This is a genomic window from Arthrobacter sp. UYP6 (assembly GCF_040547315.1).
GTDB lineage: Bacteria > Actinomycetota > Actinomycetes > Actinomycetales > Micrococcaceae > Arthrobacter_B.
The window spans coordinates 142,698-167,032 of sequence record NZ_JBEPPM010000003.1; the positions used below are offsets into that span (position 1 = coordinate 142,698).

Annotated in this window: 24 protein-coding genes; 13 read left to right on the forward strand and 11 right to left on the reverse strand. The window is 63.1% G+C overall.

Going from position 1 to position 24,335, the window contains the following annotated elements:
* The first annotated feature begins 122 nt into the window (after positions 1-122).
* The 4 genes from ABIB35_RS03705 to ABIB35_RS03720 all read left to right on the forward strand — a co-directional run bounded on the left by ABIB35_RS03705 (position 123) and on the right by ABIB35_RS03720 (position 5,196).
* A complete protein-coding gene (locus ABIB35_RS03705) occupies positions 123-1,658 on the forward strand; it encodes an LCP family protein (RefSeq protein ID WP_354179002.1) in 1,536 nt (511 codons plus the stop codon).
* A gap of 166 nt (positions 1,659-1,824) precedes the next feature.
* Positions 1,825-3,567 carry a 2-isopropylmalate synthase gene (gene leuA / locus ABIB35_RS03710; RefSeq protein WP_354179004.1) on the forward strand — a complete coding sequence of 581 codons (1,743 nt, stop codon included), beginning with the start codon at positions 1,825-1,827 and terminating at the stop codon, positions 3,565-3,567.
* Positions 3,568-3,646: 79 nt separating this feature from the next.
* Positions 3,647-4,399, forward strand: a complete 753-nt coding sequence (recO, locus tag ABIB35_RS03715; protein WP_354179006.1) for a DNA repair protein RecO — start codon at positions 3,647-3,649, stop codon at positions 4,397-4,399.
* A 2-nt stretch (positions 4,400-4,401) separates the two neighbouring features.
* Positions 4,402-5,196: an isoprenyl transferase gene (locus ABIB35_RS03720; RefSeq protein ID WP_502915721.1), complete on the forward strand. Its 795-nt coding sequence runs from the start codon at positions 4,402-4,404 to the stop codon at positions 5,194-5,196.
* Between the two features lie 7 nt (positions 5,197-5,203).
* On the opposite strand, the gene ABIB35_RS03725 is transcribed toward ABIB35_RS03720, so the two are convergent.
* Positions 5,204-6,250, reverse strand: a complete 1,047-nt coding sequence (locus ABIB35_RS03725) for an alpha/beta hydrolase (RefSeq protein ID WP_354179009.1) — start codon at positions 6,248-6,250, stop codon at positions 5,204-5,206.
* Between the two features lie 105 nt (positions 6,251-6,355).
* Between ABIB35_RS03725 and ABIB35_RS03730 the strand changes: the two genes are divergently transcribed.
* Positions 6,356-7,426: a quinone-dependent dihydroorotate dehydrogenase gene (locus tag ABIB35_RS03730; protein ID WP_354179011.1), complete on the forward strand. Its 1,071-nt coding sequence runs from the start codon at positions 6,356-6,358 to the stop codon at positions 7,424-7,426.
* 152 nt (positions 7,427-7,578) lie between these two features.
* On the opposite strand, the gene ABIB35_RS03735 is transcribed toward ABIB35_RS03730, so the two are convergent.
* A complete protein-coding gene (locus tag ABIB35_RS03735; protein ID WP_354179013.1) occupies positions 7,579-8,178 on the reverse strand; it encodes a DUF3043 domain-containing protein in 600 nt (199 codons plus the stop codon).
* Positions 8,179-8,329: 151 nt separating this feature from the next.
* Between ABIB35_RS03735 and ABIB35_RS03740 the strand changes: the two genes are divergently transcribed.
* From ABIB35_RS03740 to ABIB35_RS03770, 7 genes are all read left to right on the forward strand, one after another.
* The gene (locus ABIB35_RS03740) at positions 8,330-9,739 is read left to right on the forward strand and encodes a dipeptidase (RefSeq protein ID WP_354179015.1); all 1,410 of its coding nucleotides are present in this window, start codon (positions 8,330-8,332) and stop codon (positions 9,737-9,739) included.
* Between the two features lie 172 nt (positions 9,740-9,911).
* Complete coding sequence (locus ABIB35_RS03745) at positions 9,912-10,313, forward strand: HesB/IscA family protein (RefSeq protein ID WP_354179017.1); 402 nt, start codon at positions 9,912-9,914, stop codon at positions 10,311-10,313.
* Between the two features lie 209 nt (positions 10,314-10,522).
* Positions 10,523-11,368, forward strand: coding sequence for an aa3-type cytochrome oxidase subunit II (ctaC, locus tag ABIB35_RS03750; RefSeq protein ID WP_354179019.1), 846 nt, complete (start codon positions 10,523-10,525; stop codon positions 11,366-11,368).
* A gap of 17 nt (positions 11,369-11,385) precedes the next feature.
* Positions 11,386-13,107, forward strand: a complete 1,722-nt coding sequence (ctaD, locus tag ABIB35_RS03755) for an aa3-type cytochrome oxidase subunit I (RefSeq protein WP_354179021.1) — start codon at positions 11,386-11,388, stop codon at positions 13,105-13,107.
* Positions 13,104-13,505, forward strand: a complete 402-nt coding sequence (locus ABIB35_RS03760) for a cytochrome c oxidase subunit 4 (RefSeq protein WP_354179023.1) — start codon at positions 13,104-13,106, stop codon at positions 13,503-13,505. Before ctaD ends, ABIB35_RS03760 begins: the two co-directional genes overlap by 4 nt.
* 254 nt (positions 13,506-13,759) lie before the next feature.
* The gene (locus tag ABIB35_RS03765) at positions 13,760-14,557 is read left to right on the forward strand and encodes a GntR family transcriptional regulator (RefSeq protein ID WP_354179025.1); all 798 of its coding nucleotides are present in this window, start codon (positions 13,760-13,762) and stop codon (positions 14,555-14,557) included.
* 96 nt (positions 14,558-14,653) lie between these two features.
* Complete coding sequence (locus ABIB35_RS03770) at positions 14,654-15,214, forward strand: hypothetical protein (protein WP_354179026.1); 561 nt, start codon at positions 14,654-14,656, stop codon at positions 15,212-15,214.
* A 143-nt stretch (positions 15,215-15,357) separates the two neighbouring features.
* On the opposite strand, the gene qcrB is transcribed toward ABIB35_RS03770, so the two are convergent.
* The 4 genes from qcrB to ctaE all read right to left on the reverse strand — a co-directional run bounded on the left by qcrB (position 15,358) and on the right by ctaE (position 19,676).
* On the reverse strand, positions 15,358-17,043 hold the full coding sequence (gene qcrB, locus ABIB35_RS03775; RefSeq protein ID WP_354179027.1) for a cytochrome bc1 complex cytochrome b subunit: 1,686 nt from the start codon (positions 17,041-17,043) through the stop codon (positions 15,358-15,360).
* A gap of 2 nt (positions 17,044-17,045) precedes the next feature.
* A complete protein-coding gene (qcrA, locus tag ABIB35_RS03780; RefSeq protein ID WP_354179028.1) occupies positions 17,046-18,077 on the reverse strand; it encodes a cytochrome bc1 complex Rieske iron-sulfur subunit in 1,032 nt (343 codons plus the stop codon).
* A gap of 87 nt (positions 18,078-18,164) precedes the next feature.
* Positions 18,165-18,956, reverse strand: coding sequence for a cytochrome bc1 complex diheme cytochrome c subunit (gene qcrC, locus ABIB35_RS03785; protein ID WP_354179029.1), 792 nt, complete (start codon positions 18,954-18,956; stop codon positions 18,165-18,167).
* A gap of 81 nt (positions 18,957-19,037) precedes the next feature.
* Positions 19,038-19,676 carry an aa3-type cytochrome oxidase subunit III gene (gene ctaE / locus ABIB35_RS03790; RefSeq protein ID WP_354179030.1) on the reverse strand — a complete coding sequence of 213 codons (639 nt, stop codon included), beginning with the start codon at positions 19,674-19,676 and terminating at the stop codon, positions 19,038-19,040.
* 159 nt (positions 19,677-19,835) lie between these two features.
* On the opposite strand from ctaE, the gene trpD reads away from it, so the two are divergent.
* Positions 19,836-20,882 carry an anthranilate phosphoribosyltransferase gene (gene trpD, locus ABIB35_RS03795; RefSeq protein WP_354179032.1) on the forward strand — a complete coding sequence of 349 codons (1,047 nt, stop codon included), beginning with the start codon at positions 19,836-19,838 and terminating at the stop codon, positions 20,880-20,882.
* A 147-nt stretch (positions 20,883-21,029) separates the two neighbouring features.
* On the opposite strand, the gene ABIB35_RS03800 is transcribed toward trpD, so the two are convergent.
* The 5 genes from ABIB35_RS03800 to ABIB35_RS03820 all read right to left on the reverse strand — a co-directional run bounded on the left by ABIB35_RS03800 (position 21,030) and on the right by ABIB35_RS03820 (position 24,299).
* Positions 21,030-21,311 carry an Lrp/AsnC family transcriptional regulator gene (locus ABIB35_RS03800; RefSeq protein ID WP_354179033.1) on the reverse strand — a complete coding sequence of 94 codons (282 nt, stop codon included), beginning with the start codon at positions 21,309-21,311 and terminating at the stop codon, positions 21,030-21,032.
* Between the two features lie 97 nt (positions 21,312-21,408).
* Positions 21,409-21,828, reverse strand: a complete 420-nt coding sequence (locus ABIB35_RS03805; protein ID WP_354179035.1) for a DUF3054 domain-containing protein — start codon at positions 21,826-21,828, stop codon at positions 21,409-21,411.
* Positions 21,825-22,430 (reverse strand): TetR/AcrR family transcriptional regulator, encoded by a 606-nt coding sequence (locus tag ABIB35_RS03810; RefSeq protein ID WP_354179037.1) that lies wholly within the window; start codon positions 22,428-22,430, stop codon positions 21,825-21,827. The genes ABIB35_RS03805 and ABIB35_RS03810 overlap by 4 nt, the downstream gene beginning before the upstream one ends.
* Positions 22,431-22,458: 28 nt before the next feature.
* Positions 22,459-23,157, reverse strand: a complete 699-nt coding sequence (locus tag ABIB35_RS03815) for an ABC transporter ATP-binding protein (RefSeq protein ID WP_354179039.1) — start codon at positions 23,155-23,157, stop codon at positions 22,459-22,461.
* Positions 23,154-24,299 (reverse strand): ABC transporter permease, encoded by a 1,146-nt coding sequence (locus tag ABIB35_RS03820; protein ID WP_354179041.1) that lies wholly within the window; start codon positions 24,297-24,299, stop codon positions 23,154-23,156. The genes ABIB35_RS03815 and ABIB35_RS03820 overlap by 4 nt, the downstream gene beginning before the upstream one ends.
* Between the last annotated feature and the right edge of the window lie 36 nt (positions 24,300-24,335).

The following is a 24,335-nucleotide window of genomic DNA, read 5'->3' on the forward strand; positions in this document are numbered from 1 at the left end:
CTCCTGCGAGGCGGATCCCCTGAATACGTTTCTCAGGGGCTCCGCGTACACTTTGAAAAGCCATTGGCTGCATCACCGCCGTTTTGCAAGACTTAACACGAATCATTGAAGGGGACCGGCCCATGTCATCTCGCCGTGCCGACACGGGTGCCGGTCCCTCCGGAAACTCAGTTTCCCGAGGCGCTGCAGCCTCCACTCCGGGTGGACGTCACCTTGGCAGGGGAAGCAACGGGCATCCCGTTCTTCGGGCGGTGGCCCTGATCCTGTCGCTAACACTGGTGTCAGGGCTGGTCTTCGTGGGTGTGCAGCTGATCCGGCTGCAGCAGAACTTCGATACAAAGCCGCTGAACCTTGGTTCCAACCAGGAATCCGTGGCTCCGGTGGATACCAACACCGATCCGCTGCAGATCCTGATCCTGGGAACGGATAATCGCGAGGGCCAGGACAGCAACAACTCCGATGTGATGATGCTCGCGAACATGTCCGCGGACCGGTCGCACGTCACGGTGGTGAGTTTCCCCCGGGACCTGCTGGTCCCGCTGCCGGAATGCCTGGATCCGGAGACCGGAAACATCTATCCGGCCGTGGAGCTGGGCCAGCTCAACGGAGCCCTGGGCAACGGCGGTCCGGGCTGCACTGTTGCCGCCATTAACGAACTCACCGGGCTCAGCGTTGACCACTTCATGATGGCCGACTTCAACGCCGTCAAGGAACTGTCCAACACTCTGGGCGGGGTTGAGGTGTGCGTGAACCAGCCGATCGAGGACGACCTGTCCGGGCTCAGCCTTCCCGCCGGCGTCAGCAGTGTGAAGGGCGATCAGGCACTGGCCTTCCTCCGAACCCGCCACGGGTTCGGCAACGGGGGAGACGAGGGGCGTATCCGCGCCCAGCAGAGCTTCCTGGCCTCCATGGTCCGCAAGGTCAACGATGAAGGCACTCTGAACAACCTGCCCAAGCTGTACTCCATCGCGGAAACTGTGACCCGCAACCTGACGGTGGACAAGGAACTGACCGAGGTCTCCTCCCTGATCGCCCTGGCCGGCCGGTTGAAGGACGTTGACCTGAGCCGGGTTGCCTTTGTTACGGCGCCGGTGGTGCCGTACGAGTACGACGCCAACCGTCTTGTCCTGGACGAAGCCGCCGCCACGCCGCTTTTCGAAGCACTGGTTGCCGACCAGGACATTACTGAACCGGAAACCGAACCGGCACCGGAAAGTACCTCTCCGGACGGCACCGCTGATCCGTCGGAGCCGGTGGAGGAAGCCCCGGCCTTTGATCCGGCGTCCATTCCGGTAACCATCCTTGATGCCACTGGCAATACCAGCGACGCCGGTACCAAATCCCGGGACCAGGCCCTTGCGGCCTACCTGCTTTCTGAGGGATACACGCTGTCCACAGCCGGCGGGCAGACGGCCGCCGCCAGCCCTGCCACCCAAATCTTCTACGCTCCCGGCTACCTGGAAATGGCGGAGCAGGTGGCAGCGGCCCTGGCAGTTCCAACCGTTCAGGTGGTTGCCAGCAACCTGGTGGCAGGCGTCAGCGTGCAGGTTGGCCAGGACTTCGCCACCGAAAACACGATGCCGGACGCCGGCAACGTTGGCGACCTGTCCGGGCAGACTGCCGCCCAGGTTACGTGCCAGAGCGCATTCGGCAATTAACAATTGGGTAGGCCCTGCCGGCACTGTTAGGGTTGTCACGTGCGCGCAGAGCTTCTTCTCCTTAGCTGCCGTGGCGAGGCCATAACCAACGTATAGGCCGCCCCTCGCTGCGGAGTTTGTGTTGCCCGGCCGCTCTTCTGAACTCCTAGAAAAGGCCCCACCAGACATGCGAAATGCACAGCAGCCCTCGGGAATGCCCATCGGCAAATACACTCCGTTCTCCGAGCAGATCAGTTTCGAACTTCCGGACCGCACTTGGCCGGACAAACTCATCACCAAGGCACCGCGCTGGTGCGCAGTGGATCTGCGGGACGGCAACCAGGCCCTCATCGATCCCATGACGCCCGAACGCAAGCACAAGATGTTCGATCTGCTGGTGCAGATGGGCTACAAGGAAATTGAGGTGGGCTTCCCGTCCGCCTCGCAGCTGGACTTCGACTTTGTCCGCCAGCTGATTGAGGGCGACCGGATTCCCGATGACGTCACCATCCAGGTGCTGACCCAGTCTCGGGAGCACCTGATCGAGCGGACGTACGACTCCCTCGAAGGCGCGGACCGGGCCATTGTCCACCTGTACAACTCCACGTCGGTGCTGCAGCGCAAGGTGGTGTTCAATACCGACCAGGACGGCATTGTTGACATTGCACTCTCCGGTGCCCGGCTGTGTAAAAAGTATGAAGAGCAGCTGCGCGGCGTTGACCTCACGTACGAATACTCACCCGAGTCCTACACCGGAACCGAGCTGGACTTTGCCCTGCGTATCTCCAACGCGGTGGCCGAAGTCCTGGAAGCGTCTGCGGACCGGCAGATGATCCTGAACCTGCCGGCCACCGTGGAGATGGCCACGCCCAACGTGTACGCCGACTCCATCGAGTGGATGCACCGGAACCTGGCCAACCGCGAGTCCATCATTCTCTCCCTGCACCCACACAATGACCGCGGGACCGGTGTTGCTGCCGCGGAACTGGGCTACCTGGCCGGCGCCGACCGCATTGAGGGCTGCCTGTTCGGTAACGGAGAGCGCACCGGCAACGTGGACCTGGTGACCCTTGGCATGAACATGTTCAGCCAGGGTATCGACCCTGAGATTGATTTCTCGGACATTGACCACGTCCGCCGGACCGTTGAACACTGCAACCAGCTGCCCGTTCCCGAGCGTTCGCCCTACGGCGGAGATCTGGTGTTCACGGCGTTCTCCGGCTCGCATCAGGACGCCATTAAAAAGGGCTTCGAAGCGATGGAAAAGGATGCCGCCGCAGCCGGCACCACAGTGGACAACATTCCGTGGGCCGTGCCATACCTGCCGATTGATCCCAAGGACATCGGCCGCAGCTACGAGGCAGTGATCCGCGTCAATAGCCAGTCCGGCAAGGGCGGCGTTGCCTACCTGCTCAAGAACGAGCACAACATGGACCTGCCCCGCCGGGCACAGATTGAGTTCTCCGGCGTGGTCCAGCGACGCACTGATACCGCCGGCGGCGAGGTCACCGGTGCCGAACTGTGGAAGGTCTTCCAGGACGAGTACCTGCCCAACACTCCGGAGTCCGACGGCGAACCGTGGGGACATTACGCCCTTTCCTCGGTCAACGCGGACACCGCTGAGGACGGTACGTTCAAACTGACGGCATCACTGATGAATGGAGGAGTGCAGCAGAAGCGCAGTGCCTCCGGCACCGGCCCCATTGCCGCCCTGCTGGAAATCCTCAGTGAGGACGGCATTGACGTCCGGCTGCTGGACTACACCGAGCATGCCCTCTCGGCCAGCGGCAACGCGGCCGCAGCCGCCTACGTGGAACTGGCTGTGGGGGAGCGGGTGCTCTGGGGTGTCGGGATCGATTCCAACACCACTATGTCTGCCCTCAAGGCCGTCATCTCCGCCGTAAACCGGGCCATCAGGGACCAGGCCTGACCAACTCCCGCAGCGGGCGCGCCCGGATCCTGTGTCCGGGTGCGCCGCGGCGGGAGCAAGACGTGGGAAAATAGGGTTCGTGGCAGGAAAATCATTTGCTTCCCGGACGTACCGGGACGAGGGCGTCATTCTGCGCACCCACAAGCTGGGCGAGGCTGACCGGATCCTGGTCCTGCTCACCCGCAGCCATGGACAGGTGCACGCCGTGGCCAAAGGGGTGCGCCGGACCTCCAGCAAGTTCGGTGCCCGGCTGGAGCCGTTCATGGTGGCCGACCTGCAGCTGTCCTCTGGCCGCAACCTGGACATCGTCACGCAGGCGTCCACTCTGGGCGCCTACGGGCACGGCATCGTCTCGGACTACGCGCGCTACACGGCGGCAGCGGCGATCGCCGAAACCGCTGAGCGGCTCACCGACGTCGACGGCGAATCGGCCAACGCCCATTATCACCTTGTCATCGGGGCGCTGGCTGCGTTGAACCGCGGGGCGCATGCGCCGGAGCTGATCCTGGACTCCTACCTGCTGCGGGCGCTGGCCACCGCCGGCTGGGCGCCGAGCTTCACCGTCTGTGCCCGCTGCGGTGCGCCGGGACCGCACACGGCGTTCTCGGCCGCCCTGGGCGGAGCGGTCTGCCCCGCCTGCCGTCCGCCTGGATCGGCATCACCTTCACCCGAAACGATGGTCCTGCTGGCCGCTCTCCTCTCCGGAGACTGGGACACCGCAGACATCGCCGGCCAGCAGTCCCGGCGCGAGTCGGCGGGTCTGGTGGGCAGCTATCTTCAATGGCACCTGGAACGGGTCGTCAAGTCACTTCAACATGTGGAGCGTGTCTAAGCTTGCGTGCAAAGTCCCATCCAACAGTCCGTCCCGAACCGCACCCCTCCGGCGCGGTTCCCCCTCCGGTGCCCGGCGAGCTGGTGCCGCAGCACGTGGCGATCGTCATGGATGGCAACGGCCGCTGGGCCAATGAACGCGGACTGCCCCGCACCGAAGGGCACCGTGCCGGCGAAGCCGCCCTCCTGGATGTAATGGCCGGAGCGGTGGAGATGGGTATCCGCCACGTTTCCGTGTACGCCTTCTCCACCGAAAACTGGAAGCGGTCACCGGAGGAAGTGCGTTTCCTGATGGGCTTCAGCCGCGACGTCCTGCGCCGGCAGCGGGACCAGCTCAATGAGTGGGGCGTGCGGATCAGGTGGTCCGGCCGCCGCCCGCGGCTGTGGCAGTCAGTGGTCAAGGAACTGGAGATCGCCGAAGAGGTGACGCGGGAGAACACGGTCTGCACTTTGAACATGTGCGTCAACTACGGGGGCCGGGCTGAAATCACCGACGCCGTCTCCGCGATTGCGGCCGACGTTGCGCGTGGCAAGCTGCGCCCCGGGTCAATCACCGAGAAAACCATCCAGAAGTACCTGGATGAACCGGACCTGCCGGACGTGGACCTGTTCCTGCGGACGTCGGGGGAGCAGCGCCTCTCCAACTTCATGCTGTGGCAGTCCGCCTACGCGGAGATGGTGTTCATGGACACTCTGTGGCCGGACGTTGACCGCCGCACCCTGTGGGAAGCGGTGGAGATTTATGCCCGCCGGGACCGCCGGTACGGGGGAGCGGTGGACAAGGCAGCACTGGCCTAAGGCCCTGCTAGGACCTCAGGACGAAGGCCCGCGTCCACTGCTCAAGCTTGCCGTAAACGCGGCGGCGCACCGGCAGCGCCGAGAGCAGCACATCGTGCAGGGCGTCCTCGAACCGGCATACCGTAATCTGCGGGCCCAGCAGCAGCCCGCGCTGAACCATCAGGTTTACGTCCAGGACGCTGTCGGAGGTTTTCATGGCCTCATTCCAGGCCACGCCCACCGTGGACTTGGCTGAGGCCATCAGCAGGATCGGGACCTGGATATCCAGGCCCCGCGCCACTTGGGCATGCCCGTTGAGCACAGCCGTGATCCAGCCGGCCCGGATCGGGAAGCTGGTGGACGGTCGTAAGAGAGGGTCCAGGTCCCATTCGCCGTCGGCTTCACTGCTGATGCTGCGCCAGTAAAACCCCATTTCGGGAACCTTCAACCGGGCCTTGGGCCGCAGGCGGGCCAACGGCTCCAGCAGCCCGGCGGTGGCGTTGCGCACGATCGAAGAACCACGCAGCTCCAGCCACGGGCTGTTGAGGATGAGCGCTTCAATGCGGCCGGGATTCCGGTTCGCCCAGAGGGAAGCCACCAGCCCGCCGGTGGAGTGCGCCATCAGGGAGATGCGCACCGGGGTGTCGGCCGCCCGATGGGCCCTCACATGCTCGGCCAGTGCAGCCAGCGCCGCCTCGATATCGGCGTCGTACTCCTGCAGATCCATGGTGAAGCCCTCGGACTGGCCGGGGCGCAGGCTGCGGCCGTACTTGCGCAGATCGAGCGCATAGAAGGCCACCCCCAGTCCGCTCCAGAAGTGCGCCAGTTCGGTTTGAAAAAAGTAGTCGCTCCAGCCGTGGATGTACAGGACCGCATGTACCGGTTCGGCGGGCACCGGAGCCCGCAGCCGGTGCAGCAGCTCCCGGGCCCGTCCGGCGACGGAGGGCGGAGGCGGCGGTGCCGGCGTGTAAGAGACCACCGTGGCTACCACCGGACCTTCATCATCCTCGCCAAGTTCCAAGGTCAGAAACTGGTAGCCATCGCCCAGAAAATCAGGTTTCCACTCTGCACCCATCCCCCTATCCTCCTATAACCCGGGGGAGCAGCGGACGATCCGGGGAACGAGGAACCCTGAGAGACGTAATTTGGTGCAGGGCCGCCGCAGTGGAAGCATGAAATCATGCGCGTCTATCCCGCCTTCTTCCGTGCCGTTTTCTCCGGCATGGATCCTGAAAAGGCCCACAAAATTGGTTTTGACCTGATTAAACTGGCGGCTCGAACTCCCGCCGGGCCCCTGATGCGCCGCGCGATGCGGCCTTCGCCCACGCTTCGTGTCCGGGCCCTCGGCATGGATTTCCCGTCTCCGTTTGGTCTGGCTGCCGGTTTCGACAAAGAAGGTTCGGGCATCGTCGCCCTGACCAACATGGGGTTCGGTCATGTGGAGGTTGGCACTGTGACGGGCCGTGCCCAGCCGGGCAACGCCAAGCCGCGGCTCTTTAGGCTGGTCAAGGACCGTGCCGTGATCAACCGAATGGGTTTCAACAACGACGGTGCGGCTGCGGTCGCACCCCGCGTGGCACGCGCGCGGGAGGTGCTGGAGAAGGCCTGGGGCCAAAACCGCCCGGTGATTGGCATCAATATTGGCAAGACCAAGGTGGTGGATCTGGCCGATGCGGTGGATGACTACCTGATCAGCACGCGGGAGCTGGCACCGCAGGCCGACTATCTGGTGGTGAACGTGTCCTCGCCCAACACTCCCGGGCTGCGGCAGCTGCAGAACATCGATTCTCTGCGCCCGCTGCTCTCCGCCGTGGGTGCAGCCGCCGACGACGCGGCGGGCCGGCACGTTCCACTGCTGGTCAAGATCGCACCTGACCTCACGGATGAAGACGTCGACGACGTCGCCCGGCTGGCCCTGGATCTTGGCCTGGACGGCGTGATCGCCACCAACACCACCATCACCCGCGAAAACCTCGTGACTGACCCGCACCTGGTGACCGCCTGCGGGGTGGGCGGTCTCAGCGGTGCACCGCTGCGCCGGCGGTCCCTGGAGGTGTTGCAGAGGCTGCACTCATCCCTGGGCCCAAACGGTCCGGTGATCATCTCGGTGGGCGGTGTCGAAACGGCTGCGGATGTCCGGCAACGCCTGGCCGCCGGAGCCACTCTGGTGCAGGGGTACACCGCGTTCCTCTACGAGGGTCCGTTCTGGGCCGCCCGGATCAACCGGCAGCTGGCCCGGACACTGAAATAGCCGCACTTAGGCACCGCACGCGAAAAGAAGGGCTGTTCAACCTCAACCGGTTGAGCAGCCCTTCTTTAGTGCAGTTCTTTTGCAGTTCTATTACGCAGTTTCAGTCGCTTCACGCAGACTTCAGCGTCAGCTGCGCAGTCCGGCGCGGCAGCCTACTCGGGCTTTTGCCCGCGCTTGACCTGCGGCTTGGGGAGGCGGAAACGGCGCAGCTGGAGGGCGCGCGAGACGCCGTACCAGACGTCGCCGGAATTGGGTCCGCCAAATTTATCGGTGAGCCGGCGCCGGATGATGGCCCGCAGGATGAAGCTGTCCAGAATAACGGCCAGGATCAGTACCCAGAAGGCCAGCATGACGATGCTCTGTACGGTGAGGTTCTGGACGAAGCTAACCACCACAAAGACCAGGGCGGCGATCATGACAAACTCACCGAGGTTCCAGCGGGAGTCCACCACATCGCGGATGAACCGGCGCTGGGGTCCCTTGTCGCGCAGCGGGAGGTAACGCTCGTCCCCGGTGTCGAGGGCGGCGCGGGTCTTCAGCCGTTCTTCGCGCATGGCGTCGCGGCTGGCGTTTTTCGCAGCCTTGCGGTCAGTGGGGACCAGCGGGCGCTGACGCGCTGCAACCTGATCCCGGCGCTTGGGGGTGGGAACTCCCTTCCCCGCGGCCGCGCGGGCTGAGCTGGTCTCGGCTGCCGCGGCAGCCTGGTCCACAGTTTCCTGCGCGGTGGGCGCTTCATTCTTTCGTCCGAACACCCTTATAGGATACCTTGGCGGCGGCCTCCGGCGGCCCTTCATCCGCTGCCGTCACGCGCCTGGACCGGCGGCCCGGCCCGAGGACGCGGGTTCTGCGCCGTTGAACACTGCGGACGGCCGGGCAGCTGCGGGCCGCATGTACTGTTTTGTTATGACTTTGAATCCAGAATCTCCCTCTTCATCCGTGGATGTGGATGCCCTGCGGTCCGCCGTGGCAGCCGATTTCCCCCGTACGGTTGAGCAGCTCAAGTCCCTCGTATCCATTCCCGGCATTGCCTGGGATTCCTTTGACCCGGAGCGGCTCAACGAGAGCGCCGCCGCAGTGGCTGCGCTGATCCGCGAGGCCGGGATCTCCGATGTGCAGATCCTGCGGGTGGACAACAACGGGGCGCCGGGCGGTCCCGCCGTCGTCGCCCGCCGGCCCGCGAAGGACGGCAGGCCCACCGTCCTGCTTTATGCCCATCACGATGTGCAGCCCCCGGGTGACCTGGCCCTGTGGGAGTCGGAGCCCTTTACCGCCACTGAGCGCAACGGCCGTCTGTACGGCCGCGGTGCTGCGGATGACAAGGCTGGAATTATGGCCCACATCGGTGCCATCCGCGCCCTGGACGAGGTGCTGGGCGAGGATTCCGGTGTTGGCATCACCTTGTTCATTGAAGGCGAGGAAGAAGCCGGATCGCCCACGTTCCGCGACTTCCTCGAAACGTATCGCGACCTGCTCGCGGCTGATGTCATTGTGGTGGCCGACTCCGGGAACTGGAAGGTGGGCGTGCCCGCGCTCACTACAAGTCTGCGCGGCCTGGTGGACGGCACGGTAGAAGTCCAGGTTCTGGCTCATGCCGTGCATTCGGGAATGTTCGGCGGTCCCGTGCTGGATGCCCCCACGCTCCTGGCGCGTCTGATTGCCACCTTCCACGACGACGCCGGCGACGTCGCCATCGAAGGCCTTGCGGCCTCCGACACCGCTGCCGTGGAGTACGTGGAGGCGGACTTCCGTGAAGATTCCTCAGTGCTCGACGGCGTGCAGCTGGCCGGCACCGGGTCCATCGCGTCCCGTCTGTGGACCAAGCCGGCTCTGTCCATCATCGGAATCGATGTTCCGTCTGTGGATATGTCATCCAATACCATTCAGCCCAAGGCCCGGGCCAAGTTCAGTCTTCGGCTGGCTCCGGGGCAGAACCCCGAAGAGGCGATGGCCGCCGTCGACCGCCACGTCCAGGCGCACGCGCCGTTCGGAGCCAAGGTCACCTTCACGCCGGGGGAGCAGGGTCAGGCATTCGCCACCGACACCACCGCACCGGCGGCGCGCACCGCGCTGTGGGCGCTGCGTGAAGCGTGGGGCGGCGTGGAGCCGGTGGAGTCCGGCATGGGCGGTTCCATTCCGTTTATTGCGGACCTGACAGAGCTGTTCCCGTCCGCCCAGATCCTGATCACCGGCGTCGAGGACCCGGATTCGCGCGCACACAGCGCCAACGAGTCCCTGGACCTGGGGGACTTCCGCAATGCAGTGCTGGCGGAGGCCCTGCTGCTGGCCAGCCTCGGACAGGCCGCCGGCGCCTAACGGTCCCCTGTCCTTTGCAGCAACGCAGCCGGGTCCGGAAATCTTTTCGGGCCCGGCTGCGTTGCGTCTGGGTATAGGCACCGACGTACCATGGAGAAGGACCTGGCCCGGAGCCTTCGGGGGAGCGCAACTGCCCTCCCGAGCACGGTCCACGTGAGGAAAGAGAGAAGTAATGAGCACTTCCACCAGCGAAACCGGCACCACTGTGGATTCGGCGGCGGCTACCGCCCCGGACACTGAACTGCCCACCCATGAAGTTGCCCTCTCCGAGGTTGCTGCCGGAAAGGTCCGCAGCCTCCTGGAGCAGGAAGGCCGCACCGACCTTAGGCTTCGCGTGGCCGTCCAGCCCGGCGGCTGCTCGGGTCTGATCTACCAGCTGTACTTCGATGAGCGGGTCCTCGACGGTGATGCCGTGCGGGATTTCGAGGGAGTAGAGGTCATTGTGGACAAGATGAGCGTTCCGTATCTGTCGGGTGCGTCCATTGACTTCGAAGACACTATTTCCAAGCAGGGGTTCACTATCGACAATCCCAATGCGGGCGGTTCATGTGCCTGCGGAGATTCATTCCACTAAGCTGCGTTCCGGGCCCCGTTCCACTAACGGGGCCTTGCGGCCGAAAGGCCGTAACACACGGTATTTTGCCAAGGACGCGGTGCGGTCTGTCACTGGATGGCCACGCGTGCGGGTAAGCTCTACACGTAGTAGTAAAACTGATCGTGCGCAGTAGGGGATTCGTCTGCCTGCTGTGCCGCACTTGCACGTAACAAGAGGAAGGGCCGTCTGTGAGTTCGCAGGACCGAACCAGCAGCCGACGCGCCAGGATCTTAAAGATCTCAGCCGTAACGTCGGCCGGCGCGTTGTTTTTATCGGGTTGTTCAGCAGAAGCCCAACGGGGATGGTTGCCCACGGAGCGCGACACTACCAACCACACCGGCCGGATCATGGACCTTTGGGTCAATTCATGGATCGCGGCACTGGCGGTTGGCGTGCTTACCTGGGCACTAATTCTTTGGTGCATTGTTGCCTACCGTCGCCGGAAGAATGAAACCGGTTACCCGCGGCAGCTGAGCTACAACCTCCCCCTGGAGATCTTCTACACGGCCATTCCGCTGTTCATGGTCCTGGTGCTGTTCTACTTCACCGACCAGGACATCCGCGCCATCAGTGAGCGTGTTGATGATCCGGACGTGGTTGTGGATGTCCGCGGAAAGCAATGGTCCTGGGACTTCAACTACGTCAATGAGGACAAGTATGACGTCAACGTCCAGGTGAACCTGGACGGCACGGAGAAGGCGGAGTCGGAATTGCCGACCCTCTACCTGCCGGTCAACCAGACCGTTGAACTTCAGCTGAACTCCCGCGACGTACAGCACTCCTTCTGGGTTCCTGCCTTCCTGCAGAAGATGGACCTTTACCCCGGGCGGACCAACTACATCAACATCACTCCCGGCATTGAGGGCACCTACGACGGTAAGTGCGCAGAACTCTGCGGCGAGTACCACTCGGAAATGCTCTTCAACGTCAAGGTGGTTTCGGAAGCCGAATACGACGCGTACCTGGCTACCCTGCCCGACGGTCAGGTCGGCTCCGAATACGACCGCGTGTACAACTCAGACTCAACGAAGTAAGGAGGTAGGAAGAAGCTGTGACTACTCTCGAATACACTTCGGAAGAAACTCAGGTTGCACCGCGCGTCGTCCCCGTCTCCAAGGGGCGCATCGTTGTCAGTTGGATCACTTCCACTGACCACAAGACCATCGGGTACATGTACCTGATCGCATCATTTATTTTCTTCTGTCTCGCAGGTGTGATGGCACTGGTCATCCGTGCCGAGCTGTTTGAACCCGGTATGCAGATCCTGCAGACCAAGGAGCAGTACAACCAGCTGTTCACCATGCACGGCACGGTGATGCTGCTGATGTTTGCAACACCGTTGTTCTCCGGCTTTGCCAACGTCATGATGCCGCTTCAGATCGGCGCTCCGGACGTTGCCTTCCCGCGGTTGAACGCCCTGGCCTTCTGGTTCTTCCTGTTCGGCAGCACCATTGCCGTTGCCGGCTTCATCACCCCGCAGGGCGCGGCCTCCTTCGGCTGGTTTGCCTATGCTCCGCTGTCCAACACCACCTTCTCGCCGGGCGTCGGCGGGGACCTGTGGGTGTTTGGTCTGGCGCTGTCAGGTTTCGGTACCATCCTCGGTGCGGTCAACTTCATCACCACCATCATCTGCATGCGTGCCCCCGGCATGACCATGTGGCGGATGCCCATCTTCACCTGGAACACCCTGGTTACGGCCATCCTGGTCCTGATGGCCTTCCCGCCCCTGGCAGCGGCGCTGTTTGCACTGGGTGCGGACCGGCGGTTCGGAGCGCATATCTTTGACCCCGAGCGCGGCGGTGCCATCCTGTGGCAGCACCTGTTCTGGTTCTTCGGACATCCCGAGGTGTACATCATTGCGCTGCCGTTCTTCGGCATCGTCTCGGAGATCTTCCCGGTCTTCAGCCGCAAGCCGATCTTCGGTTACAAGGGCCTGGTCTACGCGACCATCGCCATTGCAGCCCTGTCAGTGACCGTGTGGGCACACCACATGTACGTCACCGGTGCGGTCATGCTGCCGTTCTTCGCCTTCATGACCATGCTGATCGCGGTGCCAACCGGCGTGAAGTTCTTCAACTGGGTTGGGACCATGTGGCGGGGGTCGATTACATTTGAGACACCCATGCTGTGGAGTATCGGCTTCCTCATTACCTTCCTCTTCGGTGGTCTGACCGGCATCATCCTGTCTTCCCCGCCCTTGGACTTCCACGTTTCAGATACCTACTTTGTGGTTGCACACTTCCACTACGTGATCTTCGGAACCGTTGTGTTCGCCATGTTCGCCGGGTTCTACTTCTGGTGGCCCAAGTGGACCGGCAAGATGCTCAACGAGCGCCTGGGCAAGATCCACTTCTGGATGCTGTTCATCGGCTTCCACGCCACGTTCCTGATCCAGCACTGGCTGGGCGTCATCGGCATGCCGCGCCGTTACGCCGACTACCTGCCGGAGGACAACTTCACTTTGATGAACCAGTTCTCCACCTTCGGTTCCTTCCTGCTGGGTGCGTCCATGATTCCGTTCTTCTGGAACGTGTACATCACCTGGCGCCATGGCAAGAAGGTTGAAGTTGATGACCCGTGGGGCTTCGGCGGATCGCTGGAGTGGGCAACATCCTGCCCGCCGCCGCGCCACAACTTCACGTCCCTGCCGCGCATCCGTTCTGAGCGTCCTGCACTGGACCTCCACCACCCTGAACTGCAGCAGACGGTGACCGATGAATCGGCCGCCGGCAAGGTTTTCGGATCGGGCGACCGTAAGGAGTCAGTCAAGTGAAGGTAGAGACTAAGCTCTTCGCCTATATGGCACCGTTCTTCGCTGTGGTTGGCGTTGTCTACGGTTACATGGTCGAGTGGATGGAACCCGTGGGCTTCCTGGCCCTGTTCCTGACATCAGCCATGTCCGCGATGATCGCCTTCTACATTGGCTTCACCGGCCGCCGGGTTGGTCCCCGTCCGGAGGACCGCCTCGACGCGGAAATCCACGAAGGCTCCGGCGAACAGGGCTTCTTCAGCCCCTGGAGCTGGTGGCCGCTGCTGCTCGGTGCTTCCGCCGCGGGTGGATTCCTGGGCATGGCCGTTGGCTGGTGGATTCTCTACATCAGTGCCGGACTGGCGCTCATTGCGCTGGTTGGCTGGGTGTACGAGTACAGCCGGGGCGCCCACGCACACTAGGGTGCGCGCGCTGACCTACCAAGCATTGGCTTAAAAAGAGCACTGGACCGGCACCACCGCCGGTCCGCCCGGGAGAGGGTCCGCAGGCAACTGCGGGCCCTCTCCTGTTCTCTGTCCCTGACGTCCCGCCGGTACCCGTGCCGCTCCCAGGTCCGGTTATCCTTGGATGAGTAAGTCCACAAGTAGGGCAATCACCCGCAGGGCCAAGGAAGGAGCCGCATGCGCAGTATGACGGACTCCGGAACCTGGCGCGGATGACTGAGCATGCCCTCCGCCGCCTGCCGGATCTCATTGACACCGAAGCCGGAGTAGCCAAGCATCAGCAGCTCCAGAACATCCTGCGGCGCTTCGTGAAAGAAGAGGCTGTAGCCGGTGCCGCGATTCCCTCGGAGCGGGCGCTGGCGGAGCACTTTCGCGTGGCCAGGATGACGGTGCGGCAAGCAATTGATGCGCTGGTTGCAGACGAGGTACTTGAACGAGTAGTGGGTCTGGGCACCTTCGTAGCCCGCCCCAAGCTTGACCTCCAGATCAAGCTCACGTCCTATAGCGAGGAAATGGCCCGCCGCGGCATGGTCCCCGATGCGCGTGTCCTGAGTTTCGAACAGGTGGGGGCTTCCCACCTGGTGGCGCGCGAGCTGCAGATCGACCCCGGTACGCCCGTGGTCCGGTTCCGCCGCCAGCTGCTGGCGGACGGTGAGCCGATGAGTGTTGATGAGAACTTCATCCCGGCTGTCCACGTCCCCGGAATGCTCGACGAAGAGCCTCCCACCTCCCTCTACCGGGTGCTGAGCGAGCGCTACGGAATGGTGATCGAATGGGGTGAGGACACCATTGAGGCCACGGCTGCCTCGGCCTCCATTGCCCGGCTGCTCAATGTTGAGCTTGGTGCACCACTGCTCAAGATCCAGCGGCACGCTTACGCCTCCCGGTCCATGGTTGATTACTCGGTGTCCTACTACCGGGCGGACCGTTACAAGCTCTGGGTGCCGCTCCAACGGCCGGGAATGCGCACACCGCGTTCATACCACCCGGGACGTCATCCGGGCGCCTAAGCCCTGCCAGCGGCCGGGGAACAACTAGCTATGAGGGCGCCGGCGACATTCGCGGAGCCTTTTTTGAGACCAACACCAGCCAGGAAGGCTACCTAGATGAGCATCACCATGATGTACCACCGTGACGGCAAGGGGGTCCTGCACTTCCGTGAAGCGATGTACGACGCCGAATCCGAGGAGTTCATGCTGAACCAGGGCCGAGTCGGCAACATGGGGACCAGCAGTGCCACTGCAGGGGTGGACGAGGCTGCGGCCGAGAAGAAGTTCGCTGCCTTCGCCGCAAAATCCGCCGAGCTCGGTTACGCCGAGATCCCCGCCGAAGAGCAGCACTGGGTGGTTGCGCAGTATGCACTGAAATCGGCCGAAGGCACCGACCGGGACCGCTACCTCGAATACAAGGCACGGACCGCACTGGCGTCCTACTTCTCCTGGCGTGGCCTGGGCACAGTAGAGGAGAGCGAATTCGCTCCGGGCAAGCTGAACATCTTCTGCCTCGTGCCGGATGTCCCCAAGGCCGTAAAGGGCATGCTGGTAGTCCTCCGTGAAGCCAACCTGGACTTCACAAAACTGGGCATCGGCTCGGCTCCGTTTGCGGAGCCGGGCAATTGGAAGCGTAGGCACCCGCTTCCGGCCAAGGCGCCATTCGTTCTCGACTAACCGACAAAGCAGAGCACCGCTCACGCAGGGCAACGGAGAAAGGACCGGCAGGCACCGAAGACCAGTCGGCAAACACAAAGGGAGCCGGTCAGCGAATGCTGACCGGCTCCCTTTGTAGGGTGGTGCTTTACCCCGAGCGGGAACTACCGGTTCGTGATCGAAGCCTGGTCGTCCTCGGCCGCTTCAACTTCAGCGGGCGACTCGTGGTGGTGTGCTGCTTCCAGTTCACTGGGAGTCACGGGAGCAACCCGGTCCTCGAAGAAGAAGCGTGACAGTCGTCCGCGCAGCTTCTCCTTGCCGGTGACCTTGCCGCGTGCGTCCGGCTGGGCGGGAGCCACTTCGTGGGAAGTGAAGTCCACCAGCTTGTAGCGCTTGAATTCGTCTACGGGTTCGTGAACCTCGATGTATTCACCGTGCGGGAGACGGACAATACGGCCGCTCTCCACGCCGTGAAGGACAATTTCGCGGTCCTTGCGCTGCAGCGCCAAGGCGATACGGCGGGCTACGGCGAAGCCGATGAGCGGTCCGAAGATCACCAGGAAGCGCAGCCAGTACGTCACGTCGTTCAGCGACACATGGAAGTGCGTGGCAATGAGGTCCGAGCTGGCAGCTGCCCACATGGTGCAGTAGAAGATGATGCCGGCTACGCCGACGCCGGTGCGGAACGGGGCGTTCCGCGGTCGGTCCAGCAGGTTGTGGATCTTCTTGTCCTTGGTGAGCCAGGCTTCGATCCACGGCCAGGTGAACAGGAGTGTGAACACGATACCGGCCGGAACCAGCGCCGGGAACAGCACGTTCATGGAGAGCGTGTTGGTGCCCCACGGGAACGGAATGTTCCACTCCATGGGAATGTTTCCGATCCAGCCCGGCATCAGGCGCAGAGCGCCGTCAACCCAGCCGATGTACCAGTCAGGCTGGGTACCGGCAGACACGGGGGACGGGTCGTACGGTCCGTAGTTCCAGATCGGGTTGATCGTGAACAGGCCCGCGATGATCGCGATAATGCCGAAGACGATGAAGAAGAATCCACCGGCCTTGGCGGCGTAGACCGGTCCAACCGGGAAACCCACCACGTTCATGTTCGTACGGCCGGGGCCGCGGAACTGGGTGTGCTTGTGAATAACCACCATGAAGAGGTGGATGGCGATCATCAGCAGGATCAGGGCGGGAACCAGCAGGATGTGCAGCATGTAGAGGCGGCTGATGATGTCAGTGCCCGGGAACTCTCCGCCGAAGAGGAAGAAGCTGATGTACGTTCCAACAACAGGCACTGCCTTGATGACGCCGTCGATGATGCGCAGGCCGTTGCCGGAGAGCAGATCATCGGGGAGGGAATAGCCGGTGAAGCCTGCAGCGAGGGAGAGGATCAGTAGGACGCCGCCCACCACCCAGTTGAGTTCGCGGGGCTTGCGGAACGCGCCGGTGAAGAACACGCGCAGCATGTGCACCGAGACTGCAGCCACGAACAGCAGGGCTGACCAGTGGTGAACCTGGCGCATGAAGAGGCCGCCGCGGATATCAAAGGAGATATTCAGCGAGGACTCGTAGGCCACTGACATCTCCACGCCCTTGAGCGGGACATAGCTGCCGTCATAGTGGGTCTCAGCCATGGAAGGATCAAAGAAGAACGTCAGGAAGGTGCCGGAAAGCAGCAGGATGACGAAGCAGTACAGCGCAACTTCACCGAACATAAACGACCAGTGGTCGGGAAAGACCTTGCGGCCGAATTCCTTGACCATTGCGGATCCGCTGACCCGGGTGTCAACGAAGTTGGTGACGCGTCCCAAACGTGTCTTGGGCTCATAGGGAGTTGCAGAGGGAACACTCATGATTAGCCACGCTCCCAGTAGCTCGGTCCAACCGGTTCATGGAAATCGCTTGTGGCGATCAGGTAGCCATCATCGTCAACGGCGATGGGCAGCTGCGGAAGCGGGTGCACAGCCGGACCGAAAATGACCTTGCATTCCTGCGTGAGGTCAAAGGTGGACTGGTGGCACGGGCACAGCAGATGGTGGGTGTGCTGTTCGTACAGCGCAACCGGGCAGCCAACGTGCGTGCAAATCTTGGAGTAGGCAACAATGCCGTCAACGTTCCAGTCTTCGCGGCCGGGTGAGGGGTTCAGCTCGTCCGGGTCCAGGCGCATCAGCAGGACTACGGCCTTGGCCTTTTCCTCCAGCTTGTTCTCGGACTCGTTCAGGCCCTCGGGGATGACGTGGAAAGCTGACCCCAGCGTCACATCCGAAGCCTTGATGCGGGTTCCGCTGGGATCGCGGGTCAGGTGAACACCCTCGGACCACATGGTGTGGCGCAGCGAATTGCCCGGCAGCGGGCCCAGGTCGCGGAAAACAGCGATGGCCGGAAGCGGCGCCAGGACCATTGCCCCGAGAAGCGTGTTGCGGATCAGGGGACGGCGCTTGATGCCCGTTTCCTCGATGATGTCGCCAACCATCTTCTCTGCGATGACGCGGTCTTCCTCGGGACGGATTTCATGCCGTTCCTCGGTGACCTCATGGTCCGGCATGAGCGTCTTGGCCCAGTGCACAATACCGACGCCGATGCCGAGCATCGCGAAGGCGGTGCCCAGGCCCAGAAGCAGGTTCTGCACGCGGATGTCCGCAATGGTGTGGCTGCCCTCAAGCTTGATGCCGAAGTACCCGATGAAAAACACGAGCGTGCCGATGATGGAGATGACGAACAATGCCGCCACCTGCCGCTCGGCGCGCTTCTCAGCCTGGGGATTCGTATCGGCCAGGCGAGGACGGTGCGGAGGGAGTCCGGGATTCCGGAACTTCTCTTCGTCGCCCTGGCCAGCCGTAGCGACGGTGCCCGAGGTGTTCGGACTGCCGTGACTATGGTCGCCCATGATCCCCCTCATCCTTCTCTTGAAACTGCATTTATAGACCTATGTGTAACTGTGATGTCACCCAGGGAGGGTGAGCGCGGGTGATGTCTAGGAAGACCGGGAGGTCAACCAAATGGTGAAAGCGATGACGAGGCCGAGGCCCGCCGTCCAGATAAACAGGCCTTCGGATACCGGACCCAGTGAGCCGAGTTCGGCACCGCCCGGGGAGCCGTTGGCTTCAATGTTCTTCAGGAAGGCAATGATGCTCTGCTTGTCCTCGGGGGAGATGTTCGCGTCGTTGAAGACGGGCATGTTCTGCGGGCCCGTGACCATGGCCTCGTAGATGTGCTTCTCGGAGACGCCCTCCAGAGAGGGAGCAAACTTGCCCTGCGTCAGGGCGCCGCCGGCGCCGGCAGCGTTGTGGCACATGGCGCAGTTGACCCGGAAAAGCTCGCCGCCCTCGGCAGCGTTGCCGGCTGAGGCGTCAACTGCTTCACTGTCCGGCACTACCGGACCGGCACCAAGGCTGGCCACGTAGGCGGCAAGCTGGGCGGTCTGTTCGTCAGTGAACTGGACGGGCTTCTGCTGGGCCTGGGGCCCCTGCATGGCCATGGGCATGCGTCCGGTGCCGACCTGGAAGTCGACCGAAGCGGCGCCGACGCCGATAAGGGAGGGACCGTTGGCGGATCCCGAAGCGTCCATGCCGTGGCAGGTGGCGCAGTTGGCGATGAAGAGCTTCTCGCCCTGGTTTTCGTCATCAGCCGTGTAGGCGGTGCTGGCAGCCTGGGCCTCGTTGGCGCCGCTGACTGCTGCGTAGAGCCCACCTGTAACGAGGAGTCCCAGCAGCAGCAGCGCAACTGCTGCTAGGGGATGACGTCGCCTTTGCGATAGTGCCTTCACTTGGTGGTTCCTAACTTGTGTGGTCTTTGGTGTGCTGGTGCCACTGTGGATTTCTTTGGAGTTTGCCGGCTCAAGCAGGTGTTACTTGAGGAAGTAGATGATGACGAACAGGGCAATCCAGACTACGTCCACGAAGTGCCAGTAGTACGAGGTCACGATCGCGGAAGTGGCTTCAAAGTGGCCAAAACGCTTCGCTGCGTAGGCACGTCCAATGATGAACAGGAACGCGATGAGCCCGCCCGTCACGTGGAGGCCGTGGAAACCGGTCGTCAGGTAGAACGACGAGCCGTAGGAGTTCGAGGAGATCGAAACCCCTTCGGTAACGAGCGTTGCGTACTCGAAGGCCTGGACGGCTACGAAAACCGATCCCATAACGAAGGTGAGGAGGAACCACTCGACCATGCCCCAGCGGGAGACGTTGAACAGTCCTCCCGTGCGGCGCGGCTGGAGGCGTTCTGCGGCGAAGACGCCGAACTGGCAGGTAACGGAACTAAGAACAAGGATCACCGTGTTCGCAAGCGCAAACGGAACGTTAAGCTTCTCCGTCTCCATGGCCCACAGATCACTCGAGGTCGAGCGAAGGGTGAAATACATGGCAAAAAGGGCGGCGAAAAACATCAGTTCGCTGGCCAGCCACACTACGGTTCCGACGGAAACCATGTTGGGGCGGTTCAGCGTGGGGTGAGCCGGGGTACTGGGGGCATGGGTCGCTGTTGTCACATAGACATTATGGACGTAAAACTCTCCAGTTCTCCAACAGACAAAGACGGTCGGCGCGTCTAAATAGTGCCGAAACCCTGCGGATCCCTGTAACGGCGCGGAAGTGGATCAGCAGAAACAAATCAGCATTTTCTACGATTCGTAGATAACCTTGTGGATGTGACTACGAATCCGAGCCCCCAACACACCTGGCCGACGCTGATCAACACCCTGATTTTGCGGCAGGATCTGCGCAGCGACCAGACCCGGTGGGCCATGAATTCGATCATGGCCGGAGAGGCCTCCGACGCCCAGATGGCGGGGTTCCTGGTGGCGCTGCGTGCCAAGGGTGAAACGGTCCAGGAGCTGACCGGGCTGGTGGAGGCCATGCTGGAAAACGCCAGGCCGATTGAGATTCCCGGCGAGACTCTGGACATTGTCGGCACCGGTGGTGACCGGCACAACACCGTCAATATTTCTTCCATGGCCGCCCTCGTGTGTGCGGGTGCCGGAGCGAAGGTGGTTAAGCACGGAAACCGGGCGGCGTCGTCGTCGTCCGGCTCGGCTGACGTGATCGAAGCCCTGGGAGTCCGGCTGGACCTGACCGTGGACCGGGTGGCGGAGGCGGCGGTGAAGGCCGGCATCACGTTCTGCTTTGCCCAGGTGTTCCACCCGTCCATGCGCTATGCCGCGGTGCCGCGCCGTGAAATGGGTGTCTCGACTGCTTTTAACTTCATGGGTCCGCTGACTAACCCGTCCCGTCCCACGGCCTCCGCCATTGGTGTTGCCGATCCCAGGCTGGCGCCCCTGATGGCCGGCGTATTGGCGGCGCGCGGGGTGCGGGCCCTGGTCTTCCGCGGCGAGGATGGCCTGGATGAGATGACGACGACGGGCGTCTCCACCGTCTGGGAGGTCCGTAACGGGGCCGTGAGCGTGTCATCGGTGGACCCGATGGACCTCGGGATACCCCGGGCGACGCTGGAGGACCTGAGGGGCGGAGACGCTGCCGCGAATGCTGCGGTGGTGCGAAGTGTCCTCGCCGGCGATAAGGGGCCGGTGCGCGATGCCGTTGTTCTCAACGCCGCAGCAGCTTTGGTGGCCCTGGATCCGAACGCGCACGGCCCGCTGCCCGAACGCCTGATGGCCGGGATCCGCCGTGCTGAGGAGTCCATTGATTCCGGCTCCGCGCAGGCGGCGCTGGACCGCTGGATCGAGGTCACCCAGTAGTCGTCTCACGGTAGCGGCGCAGGCCCTAAAACCCATGAAAAAGGCTCTTTTCCACCCGATAGGGAGTGGAAAAGAGCCCTAAATTGTTATGTAACCGTGTCCGTATGGCTATGGATTCGTGATAACGACCTACGTAGCTGTGGCATATTAGCCGTCGAAGCCCAGCGAAAAAGCAGCGTCCAGGTCGTGCTGGGAATAGGCGCGGAAAGCAATCTGGGTGGTTGTTCCGATGACGCCGTTGACCTTGGAAAGCCGGTTCGCGATCGCATCGGCGAGGTCCTCATGCCGACGCACGCGGGCAATGGCTATGAGGTCCCATTCGCCCGTGACGGAATAGACCTCGCTGATGCCTTCGATCTCCGAGATCTCCTCGGCACATTCGGGGATGCGGGCGGAGTCGGTCTGGATGAGGACAAAAGCCGTGATCATGGTGAGCCTTTCGTGATGCTGCCGTGGGCGGAGGCCGCAGCTGCGGTGCAGGCGGCGCCCTGATGCGAGCCTATCGGAAGTCGGGACAGGGGCTGGGTCAGTGGTTTCTGCGGGCCAGGAGATCCGCAGCAAGCCGGGGAATGAGCAGGAAGGCGCCGAGGACGCACAGCGTGACAACGGCAAAGCTCAGGGCGACGCCGCCGCCGAAAAGTGCGCGGATCCCCAGTCCGGCAACCACGGTGATCAGCCACAGGATGACCCCGCCGGGCCACAGGGACGCCGGGGAGAGCCGGCGGCGCAGCAGGAGCCAGCCGGCAAGGCAGGCAACGAGGAACGGTGAAGCGGTCACGAGGATGCCCGCCGGATTCAGGCCGTGCTGATGGGTGTCCCGGCCAAGTGCGGCAAAAAGGATAATGAGCACAACGTCCAGGGCCAGGAGCATGGCACGGCTACGGCCGGTGCGGGACGGGGCTGGAGACGTGGCGGGGGAGGTGGTGGCGGTGCGAGGGTGATTCATGGTTGCTGCTTTCCGGAAGCGCTGCGGCGCTGCTCCCGTACGAAGGGTTCAAGGAGTTCGGTGACGCGCGCGTTTACGGCCTGCTGCGGTGTCCCGGACTCCAGCTGCTTGGTGGCCGTGTGCACTATGCCGTTGATCAGCTCGGCGGTGGCGGCCGGATCCTCGGACCCCAGCTCGCGAAGCGTGCCAACCAGGGGGTCCAGGAGCTGCGAATGCATCATGGAGCTCTGGGTATTGAGTTCCTCGCTGGGCGCCACGGCCGCCAGGGCGTTGCCCACTGCATGTTCACCCTCGGCCACCAGTGCAATGTTGGTCAGGACGTAGGCGAGGATGCGGTCGGCCGGATCGGATTGGGCGCGCATGGCTTCCTCCACCCGCTGGGCCCAGCGGGGAAACACGTCCTGGACCAGGGCGTGCAGGAGGTCCTGCCGGGACTTGTAGTACTGGTAGGCGCTCGGCCGGGCCAGGCCCGCCAGTGCGGCCACTTCGGCCATGCTGGGAGCCTCGCCGGTCCGGGCCAGCAGGGTGCGTGCCGCATCCAGAAGTGCCCGTTGCTGGGCCGCGCGGTGTGCTGCGACCGTAGGGGCGGTAATGCGGGGCACATGCCCTCCTGGTTCTTGCTGTGTACGTTTACGGGTTGATGAGGCGCCCGTCAACCATCTCCACCACGCGGTGGCAGTGGTGCAGCACATCGTGATCGTGCGTCACCATAACTGTAGCAACGCCGCGGTCAGCGGTTTCGCGGGCCAGTAGTGCTACCACGTCCTGGCTGCGGCGCCGGTCCAGCGCGGCAGTGGGCTCGTCCACGAGCAGCAGCGGCGGCCGGGTCACCAGGGCCCGGGCGATTCCCACGCGCTGTCGCTCGCCGCCGGAAAGCTGATCGGGCCGGCTCTTGAGCTTGTGGTCCATTCCCACTGCTGCCAGCAGTTCCCGCGGATCAAAGCTCTTTTTTCCGAAGGCCATCCGGTGCACCAGTTCAAGCTGCTCCCCGGAGGTAAGGGCCGGTATAAGGTTTCCCGACTGGAAGACGAAGCCGATGTTGCGCAGGCGGAAGCTGGCACGCGCCGCACTGTTCAGTGAGGCGAGGTCTGTGCCGTTGATTGTTATGGTTCCGGAGTCCGGACTGATGAGCGCGCCGGCCGCTGCGAGCAGGCTTGACTTGCCGGCTCCCGAGGGTCCAACCACAGCGACGAGTTCGCCGGGGCGCACTGTGAGATTGACGTCATCGAGCGCCTGGACGGTGGCATCGCCGTCGCCCAGGGCCAAGCTGGCTCCTTCAATCATCAGCCCAAGGGTTGTGTCTGTTTTGGCTTCGGTTTTTGTATTCATCGCTGTCCTCCCAGAGCAGCCAGGGGGTCAACCCGGGAAATTCGAATGATGGCGGCTGCGGCACCGATCAGGCCCAGCAGGATCGTCAGGGCCGTGGCGAGGCCTATTGGTCCGGCTTCCAGGGCGAACGGCATAGCAGTGCCGGACAGGGCGGAGCCCATCCCGAGGCCCACCAGGACGCCGGCAGCGGTGAAACCGACCAGGACAATGGCTGCCTGGGCAAGACCGTCGCGCAGCAGGTAGGAGGTGGAGGCGCCGATGGCGCGCAGGACAGCCAGTTCGTGCTTGCGCTGGACGGTCCACACCGTGAAGAAAGCCCCGACAACAAGTGCACAGATGGCGTAAAGGAAAACCTGGATCATCTGCAGTGTCAGGGTTTCGGCGCTATAGCCCGGTGAGGCGTTGAAGGATTCCTTCAGCGTTGATGTGACGGTTCCGGCAGCTTCGTCGCCTGCAGCGAAGTTAATGTCGGCGCCGTCCTTGGCGAGCAGCGCCACGGTGCTGGCCGTGATGAACGATGCTCGGGCGGTGTCTGCTTCCGTGGGTGCTCCGGGGCCCGCGTCGCCGCCGGCAATGTACTGCCATGTCCTCAGGGGAAGGTAGGCAACGGTTACGTGACCGAAGGTCGCCTGATCGGCGGTGTGACCGACGACGGTCAGCTCCGTGCCGATCCGCTCCAGGGTGACTACTGAACCCAGCTCCAGGCCTTCATCTGCACCTGTGGGGGAGACAACAATCTCATCCGGGGCGGATGCTGGGCGTCCTTCGCCGATTTCCGGGGCGAGGAAAGATTCGGAGTCGACACCGAAGAAGGAAAGATCCACCTGGGTGCCGTCGCCGGTAGCGCCGTTCATCATGGAAGCACCCATGAGGGTCACGTCCTGCACACCGGGCTGGCCGCGCCATGCTTCGGCCTGGGACTCATCGACAACACTGCGTGAGAAGGCATTGTCGGTCTTTGTTCCTTCGTTAAAGGCGAAGGCTGTGGCGGGCATGCTCTTGAGCCCGGAGACGCCGTCGTTCACGAGACCGGAGGACAAACCGGACAGCAGGACCATCAGGATGGCGATGAGGGCAATAACGCCACCCATCAGGCCAAACCGTGCCCGCGCGAAGCGCAGTTCGCGCAGCGCTAAAAACATGGGAAACTCCGTGGGTTGTTGGGGCAGATGCCAACA

What these genes read in the sequence shown, in the direction of transcription:
- ABIB35_RS03820 (WP_354179041.1), bottom strand. Translation starts at nt 24,299, where the DNA reads ATGTTTTTAGCGCTGCGCGAACTGCGCTTCGCGCGGGCACGGTTTGGC.
- qcrA (WP_354179028.1), bottom strand. Translation starts at nt 18,077, where the DNA reads ATGGGCGACCATAGTCACGGCAGTCCGAACACCTCGGGCACCGTCGCT.
- ABIB35_RS03805 (WP_354179035.1), bottom strand. Translation starts at nt 21,828, where the DNA reads ATGAATCACCCTCGCACCGCCACCACCTCCCCCGCCACGTCTCCAGCC.
- ABIB35_RS03705 (WP_354179002.1), top strand. Translation starts at nt 123, where the DNA reads ATGTCATCTCGCCGTGCCGACACGGGTGCCGGTCCCTCCGGAAACTCA.
- ABIB35_RS03815 (WP_354179039.1), bottom strand. Translation starts at nt 23,157, where the DNA reads ATGAATACAAAAACCGAAGCCAAAACAGACACAACCCTTGGGCTGATG.
- qcrB (WP_354179027.1), bottom strand. Translation starts at nt 17,043, where the DNA reads ATGAGTGTTCCCTCTGCAACTCCCTATGAGCCCAAGACACGTTTGGGA.
- leuA (WP_354179004.1), top strand. Translation starts at nt 1,825, where the DNA reads ATGCGAAATGCACAGCAGCCCTCGGGAATGCCCATCGGCAAATACACT.
- ABIB35_RS03765 (WP_354179025.1), top strand. Translation starts at nt 13,760, where the DNA reads ATGACTGAGCATGCCCTCCGCCGCCTGCCGGATCTCATTGACACCGAA.
- ABIB35_RS03740 (WP_354179015.1), top strand. Translation starts at nt 8,330, where the DNA reads ATGACTTTGAATCCAGAATCTCCCTCTTCATCCGTGGATGTGGATGCC.
- ABIB35_RS03770 (WP_354179026.1), top strand. Translation starts at nt 14,654, where the DNA reads ATGAGCATCACCATGATGTACCACCGTGACGGCAAGGGGGTCCTGCAC.
- ABIB35_RS03800 (WP_354179033.1), bottom strand. Translation starts at nt 21,311, where the DNA reads ATGATCACGGCTTTTGTCCTCATCCAGACCGACTCCGCCCGCATCCCC.
- ABIB35_RS03745 (WP_354179017.1), top strand. Translation starts at nt 9,912, where the DNA reads ATGAGCACTTCCACCAGCGAAACCGGCACCACTGTGGATTCGGCGGCG.
- ABIB35_RS03730 (WP_354179011.1), top strand. Translation starts at nt 6,356, where the DNA reads ATGCGCGTCTATCCCGCCTTCTTCCGTGCCGTTTTCTCCGGCATGGAT.
- ABIB35_RS03725 (WP_354179009.1), bottom strand. Translation starts at nt 6,250, where the DNA reads ATGGGTGCAGAGTGGAAACCTGATTTTCTGGGCGATGGCTACCAGTTT.